At 46.0% G+C, this 24911-nt stretch carries 27 protein-coding genes; 21 read left to right on the top strand and 6 right to left on the bottom strand.

Annotated elements, in window-relative coordinates:
• Window positions 1–3: 3 nt before the first annotated feature.
• Window positions 4–606, bottom strand: a complete 603-nt coding sequence (locus tag BCV73_RS14065; RefSeq protein ID WP_089547594.1) for a TetR/AcrR family transcriptional regulator — start codon at window positions 604–606, stop codon at window positions 4–6.
• Between the two features lie 192 nt (window positions 607–798).
• Here BCV73_RS14065 and BCV73_RS14060 point away from each other — a divergent pair, with 192 nt between their 5' ends.
• From BCV73_RS14060 to BCV73_RS14035, 6 genes are all read left to right on the top strand, one after another.
• The gene (locus BCV73_RS14060) at window positions 799–1131 is read left to right on the top strand and encodes an iron-sulfur cluster biosynthesis family protein (RefSeq protein ID WP_256992856.1); all 333 of its coding nucleotides are present in this window, start codon (window positions 799–801) and stop codon (window positions 1129–1131) included.
• Between the two features lie 313 nt (window positions 1132–1444).
• Window positions 1445–1750 carry a PadR family transcriptional regulator gene (locus BCV73_RS14055; RefSeq protein ID WP_275541929.1) on the top strand — a complete coding sequence of 102 codons (306 nt, stop codon included), beginning with the start codon at window positions 1445–1447 and terminating at the stop codon, window positions 1748–1750.
• Window positions 1750–2097 (top strand): DUF1048 domain-containing protein, encoded by a 348-nt coding sequence (locus tag BCV73_RS14050; protein WP_089547591.1) that lies wholly within the window; start codon window positions 1750–1752, stop codon window positions 2095–2097. The genes BCV73_RS14055 and BCV73_RS14050 overlap by 1 nt, the downstream gene beginning before the upstream one ends.
• Before the next feature lie 12 nt (window positions 2098–2109).
• Window positions 2110–2460, top strand: coding sequence for a DUF1048 domain-containing protein (locus BCV73_RS14045; protein ID WP_089547590.1), 351 nt, complete (start codon window positions 2110–2112; stop codon window positions 2458–2460).
• A 15-nt stretch (window positions 2461–2475) separates the two neighbouring features.
• A complete protein-coding gene (locus tag BCV73_RS14040) occupies window positions 2476–3234 on the top strand; it encodes an ABC transporter ATP-binding protein (RefSeq protein WP_076164790.1) in 759 nt (252 codons plus the stop codon).
• A complete protein-coding gene (locus BCV73_RS14035; RefSeq protein ID WP_089547589.1) occupies window positions 3235–4002 on the top strand; it encodes an ABC transporter permease in 768 nt (255 codons plus the stop codon).
• A gap of 262 nt (window positions 4003–4264) precedes the next feature.
• On the opposite strand, the gene BCV73_RS14030 is transcribed toward BCV73_RS14035, so the two are convergent.
• A complete protein-coding gene (locus BCV73_RS14030) occupies window positions 4265–4474 on the bottom strand; it encodes a hypothetical protein (RefSeq protein ID WP_076164794.1) in 210 nt (69 codons plus the stop codon).
• Window positions 4475–4678: 204 nt separating this feature from the next.
• On the opposite strand from BCV73_RS14030, the gene BCV73_RS14025 reads away from it, so the two are divergent.
• The 3 genes from BCV73_RS14025 to BCV73_RS14015 all read left to right on the top strand — a co-directional run bounded on the left by BCV73_RS14025 (window position 4679) and on the right by BCV73_RS14015 (window position 6453).
• A complete protein-coding gene (locus BCV73_RS14025; protein WP_089547588.1) occupies window positions 4679–5011 on the top strand; it encodes a winged helix-turn-helix transcriptional regulator in 333 nt (110 codons plus the stop codon).
• A gap of 241 nt (window positions 5012–5252) precedes the next feature.
• Entirely contained in the window at window positions 5253–5981 is a 729-nt protein-coding gene (locus BCV73_RS14020) for an NAD(P)-dependent oxidoreductase (RefSeq protein WP_089547587.1), read from the top strand.
• Window positions 5982–5994: 13 nt separating this feature from the next.
• Window positions 5995–6453 (top strand): DUF2269 family protein, encoded by a 459-nt coding sequence (locus BCV73_RS14015; protein ID WP_089547586.1) that lies wholly within the window; start codon window positions 5995–5997, stop codon window positions 6451–6453.
• A 48-nt stretch (window positions 6454–6501) separates the two neighbouring features.
• On the opposite strand, the gene BCV73_RS14010 is transcribed toward BCV73_RS14015, so the two are convergent.
• Both BCV73_RS14010 and BCV73_RS14005 read right to left on the bottom strand, forming a co-directional pair.
• Entirely contained in the window at window positions 6502–6813 is a 312-nt protein-coding gene (locus BCV73_RS14010) for a Dabb family protein (protein ID WP_089547585.1), read from the bottom strand.
• A 21-nt stretch (window positions 6814–6834) separates the two neighbouring features.
• Window positions 6835–7404 (bottom strand): NADPH-dependent FMN reductase, encoded by a 570-nt coding sequence (locus BCV73_RS14005; RefSeq protein ID WP_089547584.1) that lies wholly within the window; start codon window positions 7402–7404, stop codon window positions 6835–6837.
• 167 nt (window positions 7405–7571) lie between these two features.
• On the opposite strand from BCV73_RS14005, the gene BCV73_RS14000 reads away from it, so the two are divergent.
• From BCV73_RS14000 to BCV73_RS13985, 4 genes are all read left to right on the top strand, one after another.
• On the top strand, window positions 7572–8480 hold the full coding sequence (locus BCV73_RS14000; RefSeq protein WP_343219897.1) for a helix-turn-helix transcriptional regulator: 909 nt from the start codon (window positions 7572–7574) through the stop codon (window positions 8478–8480).
• A 423-nt stretch (window positions 8481–8903) separates the two neighbouring features.
• Window positions 8904–9722: a LytTR family transcriptional regulator DNA-binding domain-containing protein gene (locus BCV73_RS13995; RefSeq protein ID WP_256992855.1), complete on the top strand. Its 819-nt coding sequence runs from the start codon at window positions 8904–8906 to the stop codon at window positions 9720–9722.
• A gap of 253 nt (window positions 9723–9975) precedes the next feature.
• Window positions 9976–10692 carry an ABC transporter permease gene (locus BCV73_RS13990; protein ID WP_089547582.1) on the top strand — a complete coding sequence of 239 codons (717 nt, stop codon included), beginning with the start codon at window positions 9976–9978 and terminating at the stop codon, window positions 10690–10692.
• A gap of 20 nt (window positions 10693–10712) precedes the next feature.
• On the top strand, window positions 10713–13007 hold the full coding sequence (locus BCV73_RS13985) for a preprotein translocase subunit SecA (RefSeq protein WP_089547581.1): 2295 nt from the start codon (window positions 10713–10715) through the stop codon (window positions 13005–13007).
• Between the two features lie 57 nt (window positions 13008–13064).
• Here the strand turns inward: BCV73_RS13985 and BCV73_RS13980 are convergent, their stop codons facing one another.
• Both BCV73_RS13980 and BCV73_RS13975 read right to left on the bottom strand, forming a co-directional pair.
• Complete coding sequence (locus BCV73_RS13980) at window positions 13065–13544, bottom strand: nuclear transport factor 2 family protein (protein WP_179231997.1); 480 nt, start codon at window positions 13542–13544, stop codon at window positions 13065–13067.
• 91 nt (window positions 13545–13635) lie between these two features.
• Window positions 13636–14232, bottom strand: coding sequence for a DMT family transporter (locus BCV73_RS13975; protein ID WP_256993143.1), 597 nt, complete (start codon window positions 14230–14232; stop codon window positions 13636–13638).
• A 272-nt stretch (window positions 14233–14504) separates the two neighbouring features.
• Here BCV73_RS13975 and BCV73_RS13970 point away from each other — a divergent pair, with 272 nt between their 5' ends.
• The 8 genes from BCV73_RS13970 (at window position 14505) to BCV73_RS13935 (ending at window position 24793) form a co-directional block, all read left to right on the top strand.
• A complete protein-coding gene (locus BCV73_RS13970) occupies window positions 14505–14966 on the top strand; it encodes a DUF6843 domain-containing protein (protein ID WP_089547578.1) in 462 nt (153 codons plus the stop codon).
• Between the two features lie 281 nt (window positions 14967–15247).
• A complete protein-coding gene (locus BCV73_RS13965) occupies window positions 15248–16840 on the top strand; it encodes an extracellular solute-binding protein (RefSeq protein ID WP_089547577.1) in 1593 nt (530 codons plus the stop codon).
• 70 nt (window positions 16841–16910) lie between these two features.
• The gene (locus tag BCV73_RS13960; protein WP_089547576.1) at window positions 16911–17873 is read left to right on the top strand and encodes an ABC transporter permease; all 963 of its coding nucleotides are present in this window, start codon (window positions 16911–16913) and stop codon (window positions 17871–17873) included.
• A gap of 13 nt (window positions 17874–17886) precedes the next feature.
• Entirely contained in the window at window positions 17887–18768 is an 882-nt protein-coding gene (locus BCV73_RS13955; protein ID WP_089547575.1) for a carbohydrate ABC transporter permease, read from the top strand.
• 94 nt (window positions 18769–18862) lie between these two features.
• Entirely contained in the window at window positions 18863–21229 is a 2367-nt protein-coding gene (locus tag BCV73_RS13950; protein ID WP_089547574.1) for an AraC family transcriptional regulator, read from the top strand.
• 89 nt (window positions 21230–21318) lie between these two features.
• Window positions 21319–22470, top strand: coding sequence for an enolase C-terminal domain-like protein (locus BCV73_RS13945; protein WP_089547573.1), 1152 nt, complete (start codon window positions 21319–21321; stop codon window positions 22468–22470).
• Window positions 22471–22734: 264 nt separating this feature from the next.
• Window positions 22735–23460 (top strand): stalk domain-containing protein, encoded by a 726-nt coding sequence (locus BCV73_RS13940; RefSeq protein ID WP_089547572.1) that lies wholly within the window; start codon window positions 22735–22737, stop codon window positions 23458–23460.
• 172 nt (window positions 23461–23632) lie between these two features.
• On the top strand, window positions 23633–24793 hold the full coding sequence (locus BCV73_RS13935; RefSeq protein WP_089547571.1) for a GntR family transcriptional regulator: 1161 nt from the start codon (window positions 23633–23635) through the stop codon (window positions 24791–24793).
• The last annotated feature ends 118 nt before the right edge of the window (window positions 24794–24911 follow it).

Here is a 24911-nt window from a genome sequence, read left to right as displayed (position 1 = left end):
CGTTTATCTCTCCTTTGCCTGTATGCCTGAAAAAATCACGTCAATGATTCCTTCGACATCCATCTCGTTGCGCATATTGTGGTGGATGTTCAATGCTGCACAGCCAACCAGCGAGCCAAATATCAGATTAGCTGTCTTCTCCGATGACTTGGAACCGATTCCTTCACGGATCATTTCCGCAAACGGCATATAGATCCGCTCCTGAAAATGGTCAGACAGCTTGATAAACCGGTTACCAGGGAAGTGATGAAAATTATCCGCAACCGTCTTAAGCAATATAAATACGGAGGGATCTTGAATGCATTCCTTCAGAAGCAGCCTCGAGAACGATTCCGCTTTATGCAAACTGCTGCCGTCTCCGGTCAAAACGGGCTGTACTGCCGACTCCGTTCGATATAGGGCATCCCATAATAAATCTTCCAAAAGCATGTGCTTATTTTTGTAGTAATGATACACGGTTCCGTAGCCGAGCTCAGCCTTAACCGCAACATCGCGTATTTCCAATTGGAAACCCTTCTCCAAATATACTTCCGCCGCTGCCTGCATAATTTGGTTCATCCGCATTTCCCGGATCGCGTCATTCTGTTCTTTGGTACGAGGTGACATGGCTCCTCCTTTTTTAGACCTGCAGTAATGTCAATGTAAAAACAATATACATCATGTGACGGATTTGCGCAATCAGAAAGAAATGCTCACAAAGTCTATTCTGACAACAGACGGCCATAGAAATTCACATCATCTCATGGTACATTGTAAGACGACGAGAACATGAACAGCAGTGCAAGCAGGAGGTCAAATGTGAATATATTAATGGATTCCTATACGGAAGAAAAATTAGCGCAAAGCTTAGCAGGACGTCCCGGTTTTTTTAAGCTTTTTTATGATACCGAGGACTGCGGGTGTAACGGGGTGCTGGCCATCGAGATTCTTGAGCAGCCGCTTGACACCGATATTAAGGTTACAGTAGAAAAATTTACTTTTCTGGTCGACAGGCAGCAGGAAAGCTTATTCGACAACGTGTTGAAGCTGGAAGCGGACCGAGCATATCCGTCGTTTAAGGTGTCCAGCGATTCGGCATTGTACAGTACCAATGTCAGAATCAGAGACGCCAGGGACAGTGCTGCAAAGTAGTTTTTTGTAGTCTGGATTCAAAAAATGTAAGACGACAAGAACATACACAGAGAATAGCCGCATAACTGCGGCTTTTTTTGTTTTTAACAATGCCTGGAATACAGGGCGTTGTTTCAGCATCCAGAATACCCGACAATAAGAGGCTTCACAGCTTGTGATGGAAAATCAAATGTAAGCCTATTTTTTATAGTGCGACGAGAAACGCCGTTGACAAAACCAGCTACTACGTGTTAATTTATAGCGGTAGTAAGTATTACTTCATACCAGTCACACAGAATAGCAAGGAGCGATTGTGTTGGAAAATTTAACGGAAATGCTTAAAGGCGTGCTTGAAGGCTGCGTCCTTGAAATCATAAGCCGCCAAGAAACCTACGGCTACGAAATTACGCGGCAGCTGAACGCCCTCGGCTTCACAGATGTAGTGGAAGGAACGGTATACACCATTCTGATCCGGCTTGAAAAAAACAAGTTGGTGGAGATCACCAAGAAACCTTCCGACATGGGGCCACCGCGAAAGTTTTTCGCGATCAACGACGAGGGGCGTGAAGAGCTGCGGAAGTTCTGGGAAAAATGGGAGTTTGTATCATCCAAAATAAACGAGTTAAAGGAGAAGGAATAATGAATTTTTGGGAAAAAATTACCGGCAGCGACATGACCAAAGAAATGAAAGCCTTTGAATCGCGGGCCCAAAAGCTGCCTGCTGATTATCAAGCGGCGTGGAAAAAAATCAATGCCAACCTATGGGTGCATTCCGACTTCACCGGCCGCAACCTTATGCCGATTCTTGACGGTGTGCTAGGCCTGCTTGAAGAAACTGCGGCGGACGGCCAGAGTGTTCAAGAGGTTTTGGGTGACGATATCCAAGGCTTCTGTTCAGCGCTGGCCGGCGAAGAAGGGGCAAAATCTTTTCGTGACAAGTGGCGTGAGCAGCTCAACCACAACGTCGCCAAAAAATTAGGCAAATAGGAGGAGGATCACATGAGTATACGAGATATCATCGAAGGCAAAAAAGAGTGGCGGGCGCACGTGGCGCGAGTCAAAGCGCTCCCGCGGGATTATCAGATTGTGTATAAGGAGATTCAAAAATATCTCTTTAAAGTAGGCCCTGTGGAGCTAACCGAAGGGACCGGTTTACTCTCGGGAATTGTCGATCTTTTTGAAGAGGGCGCAGCTTTGGGGAAAGGCGTGCTCGAAGTAACGGGAAGAGACGTAGCGGCTTTCTGCGACGATCTCATCAAAGATTCAAAAACTTACGCTGACATCTACCAGGAAGCGGTTGCCCGAGAAAGTAACAAGGCCATAAAAAAGGTAACGGATAAAACAAAGTAAAAGAGGGATATCCGAATGGAAAAACCAATTGAAGTGAAAGGTCTGCGAAAATCTTTTAAGGACACAGAAGTTCTAAAAGGCGTCGATCTTGAAGTGGGGCGAGGTGAGATTTTCGCCCTGCTTGGCTCTAACGGGGCGGGCAAGACGACGATGGTCAGAATCCTCACCACGCTCCTCAAACCGGACGGAGGGACCGCCACCGTAAACGGCTGTGACGTCGCATCAAAGCCCGACCGGGTACGACAATCGATCAGCCTGACCGGACAGTTTGCCGCCGTGGACGAAATATTGACGGGACGGGAAAATCTGATCATGATCGCCAAGCTGCGGCACCTCAAAAATCCGCGCCAGGTCGCGGATAGTATGCTGCAACGCTTCGGCTTGACGGACGCCGCTGACCGCAAGGCATCTACTTATTCGGGAGGGATGCGCCGCAGGCTCGACATCGCCTTGAGCCTTGTGGGCAATCCGCAGATCATTTTCCTCGACGAGCCGACTACCGGGCTTGACCCCGAGGCCCGCATCGAGGTTTGGAAGACCGTCAAGGAACTTGCCGGCGGCGGCACGACGATCTTCCTGACCACGCAGTATTTGGAGGAAGCTGAGCAGCTCGCCGACCGTATAGCCATTCTGCATGAAGGCCGGATTATTGCGAGCGGCACGCTCTCTGAGCTGAAAAAGCTGTTCCCATCCGCAAAGGTGGAGTATGTAGAAAAACAGCCGACATTAGAAGAGATATTCCTCGCAATCGTTGGAAAGAAGGAGGCTATGTAAATGGAGACAGTCAAAAATCACTTTTTTAGCGATATGGGCGTTATGCTTGGACGTTCCATGCGTCATATATTTCGCAGCATGGACACCATCATTACGGTCTGCATCACACCGATTGCGATGATGCTGCTGTTTGTCTATGTGTTTGGTGGAGCAATTCACACCGGAACGGAAAACTATGTGAACTACCTGCTGCCCGGCATCCTGCTGATTGCGATTGCGAGCGGGATATCCTATACGGCTTACCGCCTGTTTATGGATAAGCAGCGGGGCATCATTGAGCGGTTCCACTCCATGCCGATTTCGCGTTCCGCCGTGCTGTGGGGGCATGTGCTGACCTCGCTGGTATCCAATATGATTTCTCTTGTCGTCATCATACTCGTAGCGCTCATCATGGGCTTTCGTTCCTCGGCAGGGGTTCTGCCATGGCTCGCTGTAACCGGTATACTCGTGCTATTTACACTGGCTTTGACATGGGTCGCAGCGATTGCCGGATTGTCCGGAAAATCGGTCGAAGGGGCCAGCGCATTTTCCTATCCGCTGATCTTCCTGCCATTTATCAGCTCGGCCTTTGTGCCGACCGATTCGATGCCGAAGGTCGTTCGCGCTTTTGCCGAAAACCAGCCGGTCACCTCTATTGTTGAAACCATCCGTGCACTATTGACCAATCAACCGGTAGGCAATGATATCTGGATCGCTCTGGCGTGGTGCGTCGGCATTATGCTCGTCGCTTATGTCTTTGCGATGAGGGCGTATAAAAAGCGGGCGTAAATTAGTAATCACCATCCTTTTCTCCGTCGCGAATTTCAGCAAAACCCTCCATTGAGACGGAACATTGCATACATTTTTATTCACGACTTCTGGGCATGCGGTCTGCCAGGCAATCATAGATTACACAGATGGCACTGAAGCGGGCTTTTAGTAAAACAGCAGCAGTCTGGACTATTGTTTTCTCGTCCCTGGCTGCTGCTTATTTATTTGGTGACAATAGGGGGATTTTTGCTTGCGCCCAGGCACCACTGCCGGACCCCACTTATCGAATACGGAAGAAAACACCAATATTTTTCTGTTCCGTAATGACAAACCCGTTTTTAAGCAGACAGAGCACCGCATCTTTTACGGGTGCCCCTACTTTTAAAGTACTGAGGCAAGGGGAGGCGCTACCTATAATGCGTACTTTACCGATATTGGCAAAATTTTTTTTGCTTCGGACGATAATGACCACATCTGGAAAACGGCTCATGATATCAGCTCCTAACTTGAAGTGGATATCATAAGTTATTCCGCTTCATGCAGGAATGCTTGGACACCGTGAAGTACTCGGGATGGGGGGTGCCAATACGGTTCAGACGGTTATGGATTGACTTGATTGTAGGGGCTAATGTAAAATTTTGTTATGTTCATTGTAGTTAATGTACTTACTTACAGGTAAGGGGATGATTCATCAATGATTCATCAGCGTGAATGTCCGATTGAGACCATCATTCATGTATTAAGTGGCAAATGGAAGCCGATGATTTTATGGCTTTTGATTGATTCTACAAAGCGATTCAGCGATCTGGAAAAGCTTATCCCTGATGTCTCGCAAAAAATGCTTGCACAACATCTCCGGGATTTGGAACGAGAAGGCGTAGTCGATCGAACGGTTTACCCGACAGTCCCTCCAAGAGTAGAATATTCCCTTAGTGAATACGGCCAAACCTTGATTCCTGTTGCGGAAGTCATGTGTGCTTGGGGAGAGAATCATAATAAGCGGAAGTATGAAGAGCCGGCGTCATAAACCGGACTTAATGAACTTGTACACGAATTCAACCCACTCCAAATAAAAGCTGCTACGGGATTTCCGGGCAGCTTTTTGCTTCCCTGCAGTCACACTCCTGAAAAAAAGCATTGTATCCCTTTCCGTCATACTTACTTTTAAGTAAGTCCCCTACTTTAAAGTGGGTTCTTAACATCGTTTTGAAGCGATGCTAAGCTTGAGCTAACCAAATATTGGGACCCATGAAGAGGAGGACATAACGATGAAAATCATTGTTTTTGGAGCGACGGGGAATACAGGGAAGAGAGTGTTGGCACAAGGGATACAAATGGGGCATGAAATGACCGCATTTGTGCGAAATGCTGAGAAGCTTTACGATCAGCTGGGTGAGCATTCCGAAAAGCATGTAAAGGTGATCGTGGACGATATGATGGACCCGGTGAGCGTTCGTGAGGCACTTGTGAATCAAGACGCCGCTATTGTTGCAGCCGGCCATGCGGGGCAGGGAGAAGAGTTTGTCCGTATCGTCGATAACATTATAAGCCAGTGTGAAATGGAGCCTAGTTTCTCCGGGCGGGTATGGGTTATGGGAGGAGCCGGCCTGCTGGATATTCCATATACTGATTGGATCGGCAACAATTTACCCGGTTTTCCGCCTGAGTATAAAAACCACAACCGGAATTTCGAAAGGCTGCAGCGGACGGACCTCGATTGGACCATGATGTGTCCGGGAACCATGACAGATTCAAGAGAGCATTCAGATTCTGCTCATCTGCATGTCACAACGGAGATCTTGCCCGTTCCGATGCAGGAGACGATCAAGGACTTTTCCGAAGCAGAGGTAGCCGGTCACTTGTTCAGCAGATTTCAAGAACTGAATGTGGCTTATGACGATGTCGTCATGTGTATGTTAGACCATCTTGAACTCGACGGATCGTTTAAAAGAAAAAGGGTCGGTCTAGCCTATCAAAGCCATATTGCAGTGAGCTGAGGAGGAGGGGATGATGGGTCTATTTGGATTCCTGCTCGTTTTGCATATATTGTCTTCGATCGCTTTTATCGGCCCCGCTTTCGTAACGCCCATCATTCGGAGATCCGCCAGAACGGTCGGCCAGCTGCACTTTGTATTAGGTATAACGGCCAAACTGGCCATCATGCCTAAAATTGGCGGAACCGGACTTATTGTGACCGGGGTTGGGCTTATGATCATCACCAAGATGGGTTTATCCCAAATGTGGCTGAATGTATCCATTCTCTTAGCGCTGCTTATGGTTGGACTGATCGACGGATGGATCGAGCCGCGCATGAAAAAAATCCGAAAAACCATATCTGAGCGTCAAGACCAAGGTAATGACATACCCGCCGAATTCGGACTGCAGTTAAAAAAGATCGTGCCCATCGAGATGGCAGCCATGCTGCTGATGATTGCCGTATTGGTGCTCATGGTCGTTAAGCCATTTTAAAAGCCGCAATTATGCGGCTTTTTTTATTGACAAAATATGTGTATTCTTCTAATCCTGACCTTTCCAGGGGTAGTCCATAACGATGATCCCTTCAACATTTGGGCCAATCGTCTGCAAAAACTCTTGATGCAGGGGATGCTGAATATAGTTCTGGCAAGCCTGTTGATTCTCAAAAGATACGCGGATTCCCAGCGTATACCCCTGCATATGCTCCTTCTCCTCCGTAATGTTCATTCCAGCGGTAATTTCTGTAATACCCGGAATGTTTCCCTTAAAGTCATAAACTTGAATGACGGCTTCTTCTTTTTTTGCAGTCGAAACATCGGGCTTAAATTTCAATAGTACAATATGCTCAAACATCTTTTTCCTCCAGATTCTCGTTTATACTTGACTTTGCAGCTGCTTTAATCGGGATTGTTCTTTTGCCCATTTCACGAAATTCCCGGATACGAGATCCAGGTACTTAATCGTAGGTTCATCGGTCAACTCACCCTTCTCGTTCATTTTCTCATGCACAAGGCCGATGTATACTTCATTTCCCGGTAACAGCGGCGATGAAATGCCGGAAGAAAACAATATATCACGTAGATGGCCCTGAGCTTTCACCGATCCCAGCAGACCCATGGAAGAGCCTACGATCCAAGAGGGCTTACCGACCATCACTTGGTCAACGCGGGATAACCAGTCAATCGCATTTACCATGACACCTGGAATGGTTGAATTATACTCAGGAGTGACCCATAACACCGCGTCGGCTTCAGCGACTTTGCCCTTGAAATCGACAACCGTCTGCGGCGGAGCGGACTCCGTATCCTGATCGTAAAAGGGAAGATCCCGGATATTCAACACATCCAATTGGAAAAGATGCTTATAACGATGTTGAATATAGTAAGCTAGTTTTAAATTAAAAGATTCCTTGCGGATGCTGCCGACAATTGCGGCTACTTTCATTGTCATCACCTCAATCAGATTGGTTCGAATGGAAAAGAACAGGTTGGGGCGACCACTGTCTTATCCATTCTTGCTTTTCCTCCTATGGAGGACATAAACTGAGTTTAATGAAACCTGAAGAGGCTAGGAAGAGATCTGGTTATCGTAGGATTGGGAATCCTACGTTCATGAATATAGTAGGGGGCATGGGGATTATGTCAAAGAGATTGGACCGATACGAGGAATTATCTCGATTTTTACGCTCACGGCGAGAAAGGATAACACCTAAGCAAGCAGGATTACAGGCTTCCGGACGCAGACGTACACCTGGACTTCGCCGAGGAGAGGTGGCTCTGTTGGCAGGTGTAGGATTAGATTGGTATACCTACTTGGAACAGGGGCGTCATATTAACGTATCCGTAGAAGTCCTTGATCGGATAGCAGAAGTGCTCCGGTTAGATAAATCGGAACGCAGACATCTGTACCATCTGGCCCGTAAGCAATATCCCTTGGTTGAAACAAAGAAAACATCTCAGGTTACACCGGAACTGCAACGCTTTCTGAATAGCCAAAACCTGTCCGCGGCAAATGTCATGGATGCTCGTATGAACATCATTGCCTGGAATGAAGCTTATTGCGCGTTGAATGGGGAGCTGGCCGCTGTGTCAGATCGGGAGCGGAATTTCGTATGGATGACGTTTACGTCACCCCGCTTCCGTTACGCTAAAGGAGAACAATGGGAACTGCATGCCAGGCGGATTGTCGCTAATTTTCATGCCGGTTATGCGCGTCACGGTGACGACCCCTGGTGGTCTGAACAGTTCGAGGCTTTGTCTCAAGTTAGCAGGGAGTTTCGGGAGTTTTGGGACGATCATGAAGTACTCGATGCCATAGATGCTCCAAAGACGCTGCACTGTCCGAATCTCGGGAAGTTGAATTTTGATCTTGTTTCGTTTCAGTATTTACATGATCCGAATTTGACCGTCTCCATTCATGTTCCTCATCAAGATGGGACGATGGAAAAAATGCAGCGTTTATTAAGTGATTATCAGAGCAGCAGGCATGCTGAGGCACTTGAAACTTCACGAAGAGTTTAGTTGTGAGGCAAAAAGTCTTCGAACATGGAACAACTGATGAGGAGAAAAGCATGGTCCCATGTAAAGTCGCTGAGATGGCGGCTTTTTTTTATCAGTACAAGCTCTTGTCCTGAGCTAAAGAGAGGAGCTTGAACCGATTAGCGGTTTTGGACATGAATATGTTCCGAAATCCGACTCAATGATTTTTATATACAGAAACCGTTCAAATGCTGGCCAACCCACGAGATTATCAGTAAAAACTGACAAAAAAGTATCCGATCATTATAATTGTTATATATCCAAAGCTGTACTGACCGGGAGGGCGGTATGCAATTTCAACCAATCTATGATGATGGGAAGCTACTTCTGCCGAAGATCGAATTGAAAATGACATCGAACCAATCGATTGGCATTATAACGGACTTGAAGCGAAAGCAGCTTTTAATGAATCAATTAGTGAATCGTTCCCAATATTATTTATTTCGAGCTGGGCAAAACGAGTATATTCGTTTAACGGTGGAAGAGCTGATCACTTTTCTAATTAAAGTAACGGAGAGGAACGAGCGTGTCGTCCCGTTAATGGATTATTTTGCTATAAAAGCAGAACGGAAGGTAAAGATTAAGGATCTGAGCTCATCGAAAAGGATGTATGTGACGTTACTGCGTGTCTTTTTTGCTCATCAGCCTACACTTGTATTGGAGGAACCCTATTTTTACTTGGAAGAAGAGGATCGTCGTCAATTTAAACGGATTTTAGATGATCTTGCGAAAGAAAAGCAGATTTTAATGTTAACTTCGAATTTAGAGGATGCCATAATTTCCTGTGATGCCATTTATCGATTGGACGAATTCGGTTTTCATCCATTGGATATTCGGGAATCCGAAGAGGATAATCAGAAAGTGCAGAAACAAGATGTTGCCAGTATCACCTTGCAGAAGATATCCACAAAAAGAAATGACAAAGTGATTTTATTTGATCCGCCTGAAGTCGATTACATAGAAAGTATGGATGGTATGATTCTTGTTCATGTAGGTGGAGAAAATTATGTCTGTGCTTTGACGCTAACCGAGCTCGAGCAGAGATTGTTAAATTTCGGATTTTTTAGGTGTCATCGATCCTACATCGTTAATCTACAAAAAGTTAGAGAGATTATTACTTGGACGAAGAATAGCTACAGCTTGCGATTAAATACGGGTAAAGATGCCGTGGTTCCATTATCCCGTTCAAAACTGCATGAATTAAAATCGCTACTTAACATTTGAAATGTTTCCGAAGCAAACATAACTTCGTAAGCGTATACCATTTCCGAGGCAATATCGAACAGATCAAGCATTCTATGGTACCATTCAGGCGCTTATAGCTACATTTCGGCGGGTCTTGATGGCTAAAGGCATACAATCTTTATATATTTAAGCCATCAACGCAAAGGATGTGGTGAGGGTTCATTGATCGATTAGAAACAAAAGAGCCAAGTTAGGGTGATATTTTCATTAAAATGACAGGAAGTGAGTTACGATGAGTATCTCCTTAAAACGCGCCGGGGCGATATTTGTGAAGGATTACAAAGAGTTTTCACGCAATTATGGGCTCTCTATTAGTTTGATGTTTCCATTGATATTGGCGCTTCTTTTTCGAAGCGCAGGCCCTTCTTTGAATGGAGCTTTCGCTTTCAGTCTTGTTCTTAATCCCTCATTTGTAATACTAACGTGTTTAGTACAAGCATGCTTAATTGCGGAAGAAAAGGAGCGGAATACGTTACGTTCATTAATGTTGACACCGGCCACGTCTATGGATGTTTTAATCGGTAAAAGTTGTTTGGTCTTTGTCATGCCTGCTGCGGCTCTGGCTGCTGCAACGTATTTAATTGGTTATGAGCCAGCTAGTATATGGGCGTTCGTGGCAGCTATCATTTTTTCGATTATTCTATACATAGCAGCCGGTACGATCTGTGGTTTATTCTCCAAGACGCTGCTTGATGCGTCATTATCCATACTTCCTGTGGCGTTCGTATTCACCATGGCACCATGGGGGGCTTTTCTAGTGGATGATTATCCGATCCTCAACGTGCTGGATTACGCACCAAGCAGTCAACTTGTGCATTTGCTAGGTATTCCCCATATAGGTTTTACGGCGGGAGACTTATTAGAACCCTTGCTCATTATTTTGGCATGGACGGTTGTATTAACGATGGTGTCTGTTGTTTTGTATCAACGGCGTTTAAAGGACGAATAGGGAGGAGGGATCAAATTTCGATGAATTTAGCCGTCAAGTTGCTCCGAGAATTCAAAGACCGCGATGCCCGGCAAAAGCTGAAAGGTTATCGGGACAAAACGCAGCTCATCAGAAAACGGAATCTGGAAGCTTGGGACGATCGGCAGCTGCAGGCGGAATCCCTCCGGCTGAAAAAGGAAGCACAATCGGGTACGCCTTTGGACGAGCTGCTGGTCGATGCCTATGCGTTAGTTTGCGAGGCAGCGAAGAGAACGATTGGATTACAGCCTTACGATGTCCAAGTCATGGCTGCCATCGCACTGCACGAGAGATTTTTAATCGAACAGCATACCGGCGAAGGGAAGACGCTCTCTGCGGTGATGCCTGCTTATCTAAATGCACTGACGGGGAAAAGCGTTCATGTGCTGACTTTTAACGATTATTTGGCAAATCGGGATGCGAAGTGGATGGGCCCAATCTACAGATTCCTCGGGTTAACGGTAGACTCGGTTCAAGCGGGTATGAGCCTGCCAGAGAAACGGGAAGCGTACGCCATGGATATAACCTATGTTACGGCTAAAGAGGCGGGATTCGATTATTTGCGCGACACGATCGCACTGGATGAAGCCGACACTGTGCATCGTCCTTTCCACTACGTCATTGTCGACGAAGCGGACTCACTGCTTCTTGACGAAGCACGGGTGCCGCTAGTTATCGCCGGCGAGCCGGACTTTTCAAGGAACGACGGCGTTCGTTTCGCAGAAGTGGCAAGGCAGCTCCAGCAAGATGAGCATTACGTATTCGACGAGTTCCAGCGAAATGTTTATTTGAATGAAGCGGGCTCTGCAAAAGCCGAAAAGCTGCTGGGATGCGGCAATTTGTATGATAGCCATAACAGTCATTTGTTATCGTCGTTAAATTGCGCACTGCATGCAGAATCGTTATTAAAAAAAGACGTCGATTATATCGTCCGAGACGGCAAAATCGAGCTGGTCGACGAATATACCGGCCGCGTGGCAGAGAATAGGCATTTACCGGACGGGCTGCAAGCCGCGCTTGCGGCCAAAGAAGGGCTGCTGACATTAGCCGGTGGGAATATTCTTGGTACGATCACTTTTCAACACTTCCTTAGTCTATATCCGAAAATTTGCGGGATGACGGCTACCGCACAAGCTTCGGCAATGGAATTCGAGGAAATATATGCGCTGCAGGTTGTGCAAATTCCGCCGAACCGGTCTAACATACGGATCGACCATGCGCATCGAATTTATACCCATAAAGAAGCCAAACTTAAGGCGCTTGTACAAGAAATTTCGTCCGTCCATAGAACGGGACGTCCGATTCTCATCGGTACGTCAAGCGTCGGGGAGTCTGACAAGCTAGCGGAAGCGCTAGCTGCTGCGGGCGTACCTTGTCATGTTCTGAATGCGAAAAACGACGCGGAAGAAGCCGAGATCATCGCCAAAGCAGGAGAAATCGGCGCTGTGACGGTGTCCACAAATATGGCGGGCCGCGGCGTCGACATTCGGCTCGGCGGCGGTAATCCCTCACAGGCAGAAGTTATCGCCAATCTGGGCGGATTATACGTGATTGGTACGCATGTGCACGAAAGCGTGCGGATCGACAACCAACTGCGCGGGCGTTCTGGTCGCCAAGGTGACCCGGGATCTTCCGTATTTTTCGTAAGCTTGGAGGACGAGTTATTCCTTCAGTTCGGCATTGATAAAGTGATCCCGCCTATGTATCGCGATCTCATGCAGGATGAAGTTCTCGGAGAGTCTGTGCTTTACAGCAAAATTGAGCATATTCAGAAGGTTATAATGGGCCAAAATTTCCATATCCGTCAGGAACTGAACCGTTATTCGGATATGGTAGAGGAACAGCGGCGTATTTTATATGAGGAGCGGCTCGGCATTTTGAAAGGCGAGACGAAGCTGAGTCCTTCGGAACAGCGGGTGCGGCTTTATTATATCGACAAGTTCTGGGCTGATCATCTGGCATATGTTTCTTACATTCGCGAAAGCATCCATTTGATGAGCCTTGCTAACCGCAATCCGATCGACGAATTTCATGAGCAAATCATCCAAGCCTATGAGCAAATTCAGGACAAGATAGATAGAGCGTCGGCAAATATGCTCGTAAAGCTCGGAGGTTCGAATGATCCGGCGAAGTGGGAAAAGTTCGGACTGAAGAGCCCGACTTCCACTTGGACTTATATTATCAACGATCAATATATGGAGTACTTGCAGAATCCCGGTTCATGGAATCCGGGGACGATCATCGCTTATTGGATGCGCAAAATTTTGAGGCCGATATTTGGCTGGTCAAAATTTTGACCGGGTTGAAGCAAAGCCAGACAAATTACAACGTAGGTGACTAATTGCGCACTTATTTTATTTTGTTTGTTGGCTGGCCAAGTTCATAATATTTTGATTGCCGCTGGCCCATACCGCGGTCATGACCAATTCGGTAATCTTCCACTGATCGTGTTCTTTTACGAAGCGGAACAAATACTTTCCGCCCAAAGTCCACTGACTCCCTCCGAAGGAGTTTGGAAAATCATGCTGCGCTTGGAAGTAGGCACGGCATACGGCCCGATCTTCATTTTCGAAATCCACGATATGGTTGGAGATCAAATGCTGTGTCGCTTTTAAAGGCGTTAATGACTGTTTCCAGTTGTCCATCAGCATGCTGGCCGGTATGGTAATAGGTTCGCCACCTGCCAAGGACGTATAATCGACTGTCACTTCTTCCGTAAATAGCTGCTGAAGTGATTCCCACTCCCGGCTGTCGGCATAATAAGCAAATTTGGATACCGTTTCGATTACAGCCATTTTGCTCATCCAGATCAAGAGCTCTTGATTGTTGTTCATCTTATTTCCTCCTCTTTTGTACATACGTTTATTTTACAGTGCATCGCTTTTGTATTCTTGTAAGTTCTGCTCATCACTTGGCATAAAAGACTCAAAGATCCGATTTGACCGAAACGGTGATGGTTGGCTTTTGCCCATGATTTCCACTCGGTCCCGTTCGTTTTGTCCGGACTGCGGTGACGACACCCAATATGACGAGGAAGGTACCGACTACTTGAACCCAACCTACCGGCTGCCCCATCAGTACCGAAATCATCAGCGTTACGACAGGAACTAGGTTGAAGAATACGGAGGTACGGTTTGCACCTACCTTCTGTATGCCTTGATTCCACCAAAGAAAAGTCAAAACAGCGCCAAATGTCCCCATAAAGAAAATGCAAATCCATGCTGTTGTGAGTGTCGTTTGCGATATACCCGAAGAGGGGAAATCCAGAAAAGGAAAGCAAATGGTAGCCATTGCCATGGTGATGGCTGAGGTGGCGAGCGGGGTGCTGTTGGTCAGAAACTTTCGTCCCAGTACACCATAGAGTGCCCAGGTGATATTCGCTCCCAGTGCTATACAATCTCCAAGTGATATGTTAGTGAGTTGCCAAAAAGCCCCGTTAGTAATGACCATAAGAACACCGGCAATCGAGCACAACATCCCGATCATTTGGCCCTTACGGATGTTTTCTTTCAGCAAAGGCACCGCCAAAAATGCCGTTACGAATTCATTGAATATCCTCCATCGATTTGGAATAGAACCTCGTTAGCATTAGTGTAAGGCATTGCTGTAGAACGAACTTGAACAATGTGCTCTTTATTTTGTACAAAAGAACCACAGTTAAAGTTGAGATGGACCTGCCTGCAAATGCGGAAGCAATCGAAAAGGGGGATGAAATGGATCAAGATCACGGATATAATAAAAGACGTAGATGAATGTGACGAATTTCACTTATTATGCAAAGGTGGGGAACTCTGATGAAAAGTCGATATTTGTTAAGCATGGCGCTATTAGCCAGTATAGCTTTTGTTTTATTATCAGCTTGTACTTTCTCACCTAAAAACCATAACGTCTATTTGATTCCTAAAGGCTATACCGGGTGGGTTTTTATTATCTATCACCAAAATAGTGCGTCCGAAATCATTGCGCAAGACGGTACATACCAATACAAGATTGGATCAAACGGAGTTCTTAAAACAGCTACTGAAGATGTAAGGTATGGCATTACTACAGATGATTATTTCTATATTGACGAAGAAAACAACAGGACCGCTTTAGATCCAGATGAGCTCATTCATTCGCATACAGTTACAAAGGCAAATGCTCAAGGGGGACTCCAGTATCCGGCAGTCGAATCTTTTTTTGTTGGAACTGAAGCTCAGCTAAGCAAAAACCCGAAAGTGGTTTATCCTCCAGATATAAAACCCATAAACGATTAAGATAAACGATAAAAGCCGCACACCTGCGGCTTTTTATTTTTTAACGATAGATGTTCCTGTCAAATCCGACAACAACAGCAGGTTACGCAGCCGAAAAAAACAAGGAAACCAACGCGTTTTCGTCTATATTCATTAATATGGTCGATTCAGTTTTATTTTCGCAAGTAGTCGATCTTAATAACGGCAAACCTTTTCTGATTTTGTACGATTTCGGGAGAAACCACCATCCTTTATGCTAAATATGGCAAAAGCACATCTAAATTGAGGAGGAGCTACGATTGATGCAGATGAGCAGGAAAATAATCAATAAGCTTGCACCCGTTTTATGTTTGGGGTTAGCCGCTATAGCGATAGCCGGCTGCAGCAGTGAGGAGAACGCAAAGGGGGGTACGAAATCCGCAGAGACAACCGAACCTTTGAGCCACTTATCGTATTGGAAAGAGATGCATAAGGACGCAGCGGCAATTATGAAAAGCTATGGAGAGATTACCGCTATTAAAGAAATCGAAAAGAACACCGGTGTCACCATCGATTATCAACACCCGGCCCAAGGCCAAGGTGGGGAACAATTCAACTTGATGATGGCCTCGAAATCGCTGCCGGATGTTGTGGAGTATTCGTGGAATAATTATCCGGGAGGCGCTCAAAAAGCGATTCAGGATGGTAAGATCATTCCATTAAACGACTATTTGGATGATGCGCCTAACTTCAAAAAGCTGCTGGACGAGAACCCGGAATGGAGAAGGCAAGCATCTACTGACAAAGGTGATATTATCGGCTTCCCGTTCATCCGCCCCGTTAGAAAACTGCAAACCCACGACGGTCCGGTTATACGTAAAGATTGGCTGGACAAGTTGGGGTTGCCTATTCCTAAAACGATCGACGAATGGTACACCGTTTTGAAAGCGTTTAAGGAGAAAGATCCCAACGGCAACGGAAAGGCGGATGAAATTCCGATCATGATCGGAGCAGGCGAGCTTGCTTTTACTGGTGTTTTTGGAATCCCGAACGGCTTTTATCATGAAGGAAATACGGTCAAATATGGCCCCGTTCAACCCGAATATAAGGAATACCTTACCACCATGAACCGTTGGTACAATGAGGGCTTGCTGGACAAAGACTTTGCAGCCAATGACAGCAAAATGTACGATGCCAAAATGACCGGCAATCAGGTCGGTGCGGCTGTGATGGCAGTAGGCGGTGGCTTGGGCAGATTTATGGATTTAATGGAGTCCAAGGAACCGCAATTCAAGCTTGTTGCCACACCTTATCCGGCATTGAAGGCCGGCGATAAACCGATATTCGGTCAAATGGACAATCAAATTGTAGGCATATTCACGGCTATTACCGGAAGCAACAAGCACGTAGCAGAAACTGTAAAATTCCTCGATTACTTCTATAGTGAAGAAGGACGAATGATCATGAACTTCGGTAAAGAAGGCGTATCCTATACGATGGAGAACGGTTATCCGAAGTATACGGACTCGGTCATGAACAATCCGGATGGATTGCCGCTTGCACAATCCCTTAAACAGCACGTCTTGTCCGCTGATGCCGGTCCGTTCTTGCAGGATGTACGCTACATGGAGCAATATGCGGCCAGACCGGAGCAGCAAGAGGCTTTAACCGTCTGGGCAGAACCTTCGAATGAAAAGAGAATGCCTCCGATCACTATCGCCAGGGAAGACAACAGCCGATATGCCTCGATCATGAACGATGTTGACACCTACAAAAATGAAATGATCGTTAAATTTATTATGGGCGCAGAATCGCTAAATAAGTTCGATGAGTATGTCGCTACCCTGAAAAGCATGGGGCTCGACGATGCGATCAAAATGCAGCAATCCGGATTGGAACGCTACAACAACCGCTAAAAAGCCTACTAAACTGGAGGCGGAAAGCTCGCGGCTTGCCGTTCTCCCGTGTTCAAAGAAGGAGTAAGCCATGCCTAATGTGCAGGGAAATATGGTGACGACGGCAACAGGGAACCGGGCAGACACGAAATGGAGCATCATTAAAAGGGACATGATCCGAAATCGCTACATTTATCTTATACTGCTGCCTGTCATTGCCTACTATATCGTTTTTCATTACGGACCGATGTATGGTCTGCAAATTGCTTTTAAAGATTACGGGCTTGCAGACGGCATTTGGGGAAGTCCGTGGGTTGGTTTCGACCATTTTAAAAGCTTTTTTGGAAATTACTATTTTTGGAGACTGATTCGGAACACCTTGTTGATCAATATTTATGAATTGCTGTTCGCATTTCCCGCTTCGATTATCCTTGCGTTATTGCTTAATGAAATTCGGAAGGGCTTTTTTAAACGGATCGTACAGACGATAAGTTACCTCCCGCACTTTATCTCCATCGTCGTAGTGGTAGGGATGATGATCGATTTTTTTGCCCGAGACGGTCTGGTGAATAACCTTCTCCTCATGATTGGACTTCAACCGATTGCTTTCATGCAGGAGCCGGAATGGTTTCGGTTCATGTACATTTCCTCGGGGATCTGGCAGGGAATCGGATGGGGCTCGATCATCTATCTCGCATCCATTGCCAATATCGATCCGACGCTTTATGATGCGGCCCGGATCGATGGAGCAGGACGATGGAAACAGACCTTGCATATTACCCTAACCGGAATTATGCCAACCATTGTGATCATGTTCATCCTCAATATTGGGTCCATGCTTTCCGTCGGGAGCGAGAAAATTATCCTCATGTACAATCCGATAACCTATGAGACGGCCGATGTCATCTCCACCTATGTATACAGAAAAGGTATTCTTGGAGCCGATTTCGGTTATACCGCTGCCGTGGGGCTGTTCAATTCGGTCATCAGCTTCATTCTGATCGTACTCGCCAATTCCATTAGCAAACGAGTGAGTGAACATAAATTATGGTAAAAGGAGAAACGGTATGCTTCACAAACGCAGCCTGGGTGAATGGATATTTTCCGGCGTCAACTCATGCTTCATGATTCTGCTTTGCTTCGTCACGCTTTACCCGTTCCTATACGTATTGTTCGCCTCTTTGAGCGATCCTACAGAAATGGCCCGATTTCGCGGTATGCTGTTTTACCCTAAAGGATTTAACTTGGAGGCATATAAAGCCGTAATGGATAATCCGATGATCCTGACCGGTTACCGAAACACGATTTTTTATGTCGCTGGCGGTACTGCCATCAACTTATTCATGACGACGCTTGGAGCCTATGCCCTTTCCCGCCGCAACGTCTATTTCAGCAATTCCATCATGTTCATGATCGTGATCACGATGGTATTCAATGGGGGGCTCATTCCAACGTTTCTGCTGGTGAACAGTCTCGGCATGCTGGATACGCCTTGGGCACTTCTTTTGCCTGGAGCTGTCAGTTCATTTAACTTGATCATTATGCGAACCGCATTTCAAGCGGTACCTGTGAGTCTGGAGGAATCCGCACGGATCGACGGAGCGAACGACTGGACCATTATGAGCCGGATCATTGTTCCTCTCTCGATGCCCGTGATAGCCGTCATGATTTTGTGGTATGCCGTCGGACATTGGAATTCCTACTTTAGCGCATTGATTTATTTGCGTGACCGGGAGTTATTTCCCCTACAGCTGGTTCTCCGTGAAATTCTGATCTCGAACAGTACGGACAGCATGACGACCGATGCAGCGGCCTCAGATCGGTTAGATATCGGAATCACGATCAAGTATGCGACAATTATCATTTCCACACTTCCGATATTATGTCTGTATCCGTTTCTGCAAAAGTATTTTGTGCACGGTGTCCTGATCGGTGCGTTAAAAGAATGATCGTCACACGAATCGGTCATCCAACGAAGGGAGTAAGCTTGCTCTTCCCGAATTATAGGGAGTGAGCAAGCTTTTCTATACTAGGAGGATCGCAATGTTTTCATTCATCCGAAAAAAGAATGCCGGAAGCAAAAGAAGAAGCCTATTCATCAGGATGCTCGTATCCAATTGTCTGCTGCTCCTGCTTCCCATCATCATCTGGTTTGTTTTCTATACCCAGTTTGAACATATCATGAAAGCAAATGCGGAACGTTCCAATCTTGGCATGCTGGAGCAAATGCGTCTCAATATAGACAGCAATCTTAAAGATATTGAACATTTATCCAATCAAATGATACTTAATCCTAAGCTGCGTTATTTATTGGATACACCGAGCAAAAACTTATCCGAACGATATCATCTGGTACAGTTTTCAAGAGACTATTTAAAAATGTACTCCCACATGACCAACAATTTTGTTTACGATTTCTATATTTTTTTGGACCGAAGTGATTCTGTGATCAAACCGAACCTCGTGACCGATTCGCACAGCTTTTACGATAAATATTACAGCTTTGATCATCTTACCTATGAAGAATGGCGTAAACAGATGATCAGCTACCATAGTCAAACTTACTTGCCGGCCGCAACCTTACAGCGAAACAGCAGCCTGAAGAATGACCCTATGAAAGTCATTACCTTTATGCAATCGCTGCCTGTCGAAGACACCTCCACGATTAAAGGGAGTCTTGTCGTTCTGATCGATGAAGCCAAAATTCACGAAATGACACGAAAAATCGAGTCCGCAAACGGGAGCTCCGTTTATATTGTGGACCAAAATCATGAACTTATCAGCAGTACACCCGGTGCCAGCCCTTTATCAAAATCCATATTGAACGAACTTAAGTCGAATACCGGTCTACTCAATACCAATCTGAACGGTCAAGATGTAATGGTATCCTTCACCACCTCGGAACAAGTCGGATGGTACTATATTGATGTGATGCCATTGAATTTATATTTGCATAAATTAAAACAAATGGAGCATCTTGCGCTGTGGCTTCTCTTGTTATGCATTCTTGTAGGGAGCGCAGCAGCGTATGGAATCACATATAGAAATTATTTTCCGATCAAAAGAATTGTAGAGGCGATACAGGCCGGAAAGTTCCATCCCCGGAAAGCGGCTGGTGATGAATTTGACTACATCATGGAAATGATGAAGGTATCCTGGGACGAGGAGAGAAGTATTAAGAACAAGCTTACCCAGCAGCTGCCCTTGCTTCGTTCAAATTATTTGCATCGTGTGCTTCAAGGCTATTATGAGCCTCCAGAGCAAATGAAACAATCGCTGGAATTTATGGGTATCCAGTTTCCGTTTCCTCATTTTGCCGTCATTCTCGTTCAAGTGGACGACTTGACCCAGTTCGCACCGAACCAAAGTGAAAAACAATGGGCATTGGTCCGATTTATTATCTCCAATTTGGCTGAAGATTCTATCTACGACTTGCATACGATACATACTATAGACCTGGAGAAAAACCGGCTGGCCCTGCTCGTCAATTTATTGCCGGATCAGTTGGAGCATCCGACTTGCCGTGTTAAGGACATCGTCTCTGAATTGCACCGCATTTTGGAGACCCGATTCAAGCTGGAGATCAGTATAGCCATAAGCGGAGTTCATGAGGGGCAGCATCAGATTGGAGAAGCCTATTTGGAGGCGGCTGCCGCCTTGGAGTACAGGATGGTAAATGGGCAGCTGTCGATCTTTTATTATCATGATATCCGCCAGCAAAAGCTGCAGTATTATTACCCCGTCGAAACCGAGCTGCAGTTAATCAATTGTGTTCGAAGCGGTGACAAAGAGCAGGTTGTCCTTCTGCTTAAACAGCTGTTCGATATGAATTTTAGCGACGAATCTATCACTCCTGAGCTGGGGAGATGCCTATTATTCAGTCTCGCCAGTACCCTGCTGCGTATTATGACTTCGGATACTCCGGCGTACCGCAGGCTTACAGAGGGCGACATCCATCCTGTACGTTTCCTGCTCTCCTGTAAAACAACCGATGAAATGTTTGAAAAAGCGAAGGACCTGTATTTATCGGCTGCCGAATCATTCAAATTGGAACGGAGTGACCACAGTGAACAGCTCCTTTTGCAAATACAGGCTTGCATTCAAGCGAATTACGCCGATCCCAACATGAGCCTCAATTTATTGTCTGAGCATTTGCAAATCACACCGCAATATATCTCACAATTTTTTAAAAGGGTAAGCGGGCAGAACTTAAACGACTACCTGACAGTCGTACGGATGGATCACGCAAAAAAACTGATGTCGGATCCTGGTCTGACCAACGCACAAATCGCCAAGATGGTCGGCTATACAAGTGACAGCGTTTTCATTAGAGTTTTTAAGAAAGTCGAAGGGATTACTCCTGGTAAATATAGAGAGAGTATGACGAAATGTGATAGACGAATACCCTAGACTGCTAACCGCGTATAGTTCTTTAATGTGGTCAACGATTTGAATCATTGGGAAATGAAACCGCCGAGTTGATGAAGGAGGGGGATCCTATGAATATCACGGGTATACAATCGGATTGGATCGTGGAAAAAATCGAATTCGCCAAGTTAAGGGGAGAACGTGCCAGAAGCGCCGGGGCCAATGGCAGAATCGGCATTCATGGCCAAAGCTGTACAGTCGATATCGCCAGAATTACGATCGATGGACAAACGGGTTACGGCAGCTCGATACATATGACGCCGGAGTGGGCCGAAGGCATCATTGGCCGCAGATTGCTTGACTTATTTGATGACAGGGGCAGACTGCGCGAAGCGTATCGCTTACCATTGGAATATCCGGTGTTAGATTGGTTAGGACAGAGACAAGGCAAACCAGTATATGACTTGGTATCGGGTGCCAACTTGGAAAGGGGGGGCCCATACGTTGTCCCATGTTATGACACCTCTCTATATTTCGACGATTTACATCTTTCCGATGAGCAGGCAGCCGTCGTATTGATGCAAGAAGAAGCGATACAAGGCTTTGCGAAGGGCCAGCGTCATTTTAAGATTAAGGTTGGCCGAGGCGGACGCCATATGCCGCTTTGGGAAGGGACGAAACGGGATATTGCGATCGTACGCGGGATTGCAGAAGTGGCGGGTCCCACAGGCAAAATTATGATCGATGCAAATAATGCGTATAATTTGAACCTAACCAAAGAGGTATTGGCGGCTTTGACGGATGTGAACCTGTATTGGCTGGAAGAAGCGTTTCATGAGGATGAAGCCTTGTACGAGGACCTGAAGGAATGGCTCCGGCAACGCGGGCAGAATGTTCTAATCGCAGACGGGGAAGGGCTTGCCTCACCGCATCTCGTGGAGTGGGCGATTCGCGGATGTGTCGATGTGCTGCAGTACGATATCATCTCGCCTGGTTTCACGCATTGGATGGAATTAGGCGAAAAGCTGGATGCCCATGGTTTGCGGTCCGCGCCTCATTGTTACGGCAATGCTTACGGGATTTACGCGTCGGGACATTTGTCAGCTGCGGTGCAAAACTTCGAATTTGTGGAATATGACGACATTACCATTGAAGGCATGGATGTATCAGGCTATCGAATCGAAAACGGAGAGATTCATATTCCGGCGACCCCCGGTTTCGGAATCGTCTTCGACGATGAGCTTGTCACCAACCTGATCAAGGAATCCGGATGGTCCCTTTAAAGCTTAAGAATAAGCCGAGTATATATTCAAGTTGTAAGGAGGCTGCCGCATGGCGGCCTTTTTAAGTTCTCTTGATTTCGACTAAAATGTTTACAAGTCGGATACAATTCGGAGATAGTTTGGAGATAAAGTCGCTCTATAGTTAGGTACATAAGGAACCCCAGCCTTAAACAAGATAAACGGGGATATGAAGAAGGTTTGAGTTCTACCAAGGTAAGACATCGCGTTTGCTTCGGCAATAAAACAACAAGGGAGAGAATAATTATGAAAAATCGTGTAAAAGGAACCATTATGGCTGCACTTGTCGTAGGTATGACCGTTTCCGGAGCGGCAGGCGTTTATGCCGGTGCCAACTTGCAGAAAATTTCCGCCTACCTCAATCACAACATCAGTTTCAAAATCGATGGAAAAACGTTTGTACCGACGGATGGAAAAGGGAACAAATTGGCTCCAATCGTATACAACGACTCGACTTATCTTCCGGTCCGTGCCCTGTCTGAGGCATTGAAGGCATCGGTTGATTATAATAGCCGTACCGGTGTCATCACCATTGGTACACCTTCTGCGCCTAACAATGGGAATACAGGAAACCATACAGGTACCGATCTTGTGGCTGTTACGTATTCGACTTCTCAAATTCAGGCGATTAAGAAAGAATTCGCGAAATTCGACGGCTTTACTACGGCTTATGCGCCAATGCAGGCGGTGAAAAATGATAGTTTCCAGAAAGTAGCTGCTGGTGGGGATTCGGTCAAGTTTACGTTTAATCACATGAACGTAGAGGTATCGCCGCGGGACTACGCTTTCGAATATGATGGCAAAAACGTCACGCTCTCCAATGGAGTGCAGGCTAAATGGTATACACCAAGCGATACCGCGATGCTGACTTTTAAACTCGATGACCGATTTGTTACGCTCTACTCGCAGGATCATTCCCTCTCGAACGCGCAATTGGAGAAGGTCGCCGTATCCGTCGCTAAATTGAAATAAATCATTGCTGACGATTTTGTTTAACTTAAAAAGCAGATCGATGAAGCAGCAGGCTTCCGAAATATCGGGAGCCTGCTATTTGTGTATCCAACAAAGAACGGCATGGAATAAAACGATCTCGTCATTCGTATTTTATATATTGAATATATTGATATGAAATGTGGTGATTCGGATGAACTCAGCGGACAGAATACCTTTGTATCAGATGGTTCAAGAGTATATACGTGGTTTGGTCACGTCACAGGTATTGAAGGTTGGAGACCGTATCCCTACGGAAAAGGAACTTATGGAGCGTTTCGGAGTAAGCAAAATTACTGTCGTGCATGCCTTATCCGGCTTGGTTAATGAACGAATCATTACAAGAGTTCCCGGAAAGGGGTCCTTTGTAAGCGATCCGGAATATGAAATTCCGACGGCATCTTCTAAAAGTGCAGAAAAGCAAACCATTATAACTAGCGGAGAAATGCAGACGAGGCTGATCGGTCTGATTATGCCCAGTATTTATGATTATTTTACCATTAGACTTGTCCAGGGGATACAGCAAGCACTAAATGAAAACGATTACCGTTTCGTGATCTATTTATCGGAGGGCAGCATTGAGAAGGAAAAAGAGGCGATCCAGACCTGCAGTAAAATTGGTGTGGAAGGGCTGTTGATTTTTCCGGTTGACGAGGAATTATTCAATGAAGAAATTTTAAGCATGAAATTTGCGGGATTTCCGTTTGTTCTCATCGACCGTTACCTTCCAGGGGTGGAAACTCATTATATCGCATCCGACGGTAGGCTTGGCGCTAACCTGGCCGTCAATTACTTATGGGAGCTGGGGCATCGTGAAATCGCGATATGCTCTGATTCGCCCATACAAACCGTTACCGTTCAAGAGCGGATCGACGGATATATGAATGCCTTAAAGGAAAAGGGATCCCTCATTAATCCGGCCCACATCGTAACCGGTTTTGAAATCGGAAGTCTTGAGCAAGCAGAAACACATCCTCTGTACCGATATATCCAAAATCGAATGGCAACGGCCTATATTACCCTAAACGGAAGTCTTGGCGTGAAAATCCATCAGATGGCTCGTCAAGCGGGTTTGAAGGTGCCTGAGGACATATCCATCATCAGTTTTGACGATCCGACTTCCATCATCGAAGGATACAGCACATTCACACATGTTAAACAGTTTGAACGAGATATGGGCTACCGGGCGGCAATCACGCTGCTTGAGGTCATAAACAGTGATGACGGCCAACCCGGAAAATACATTAAAACCCTTGTGGAGCCGGAATTGGTAATTGGCGAGACGACGGGAAAGTACATTTTCTCCACATCATGATATCCGCCCGTCCACGCCACGGGAACAGCACCATTTTCTGACCTGAAGATAACTTTTATGCGAATGAAGAAATTATGGAATGAATCCTACACCATATTGAATATATTTGAATCATACA

Source organism: Paenibacillus sp. SSG-1, from assembly GCF_002224835.1.
Classification (GTDB): domain Bacteria; phylum Bacillota; class Bacilli; order Paenibacillales; family Paenibacillaceae; genus Paenibacillus_AQ; species Paenibacillus_AQ favisporus.
Note: the sequence above shows the minus strand (reverse complement) of the source record. Positions and strands in the feature narration are given on the sequence as shown.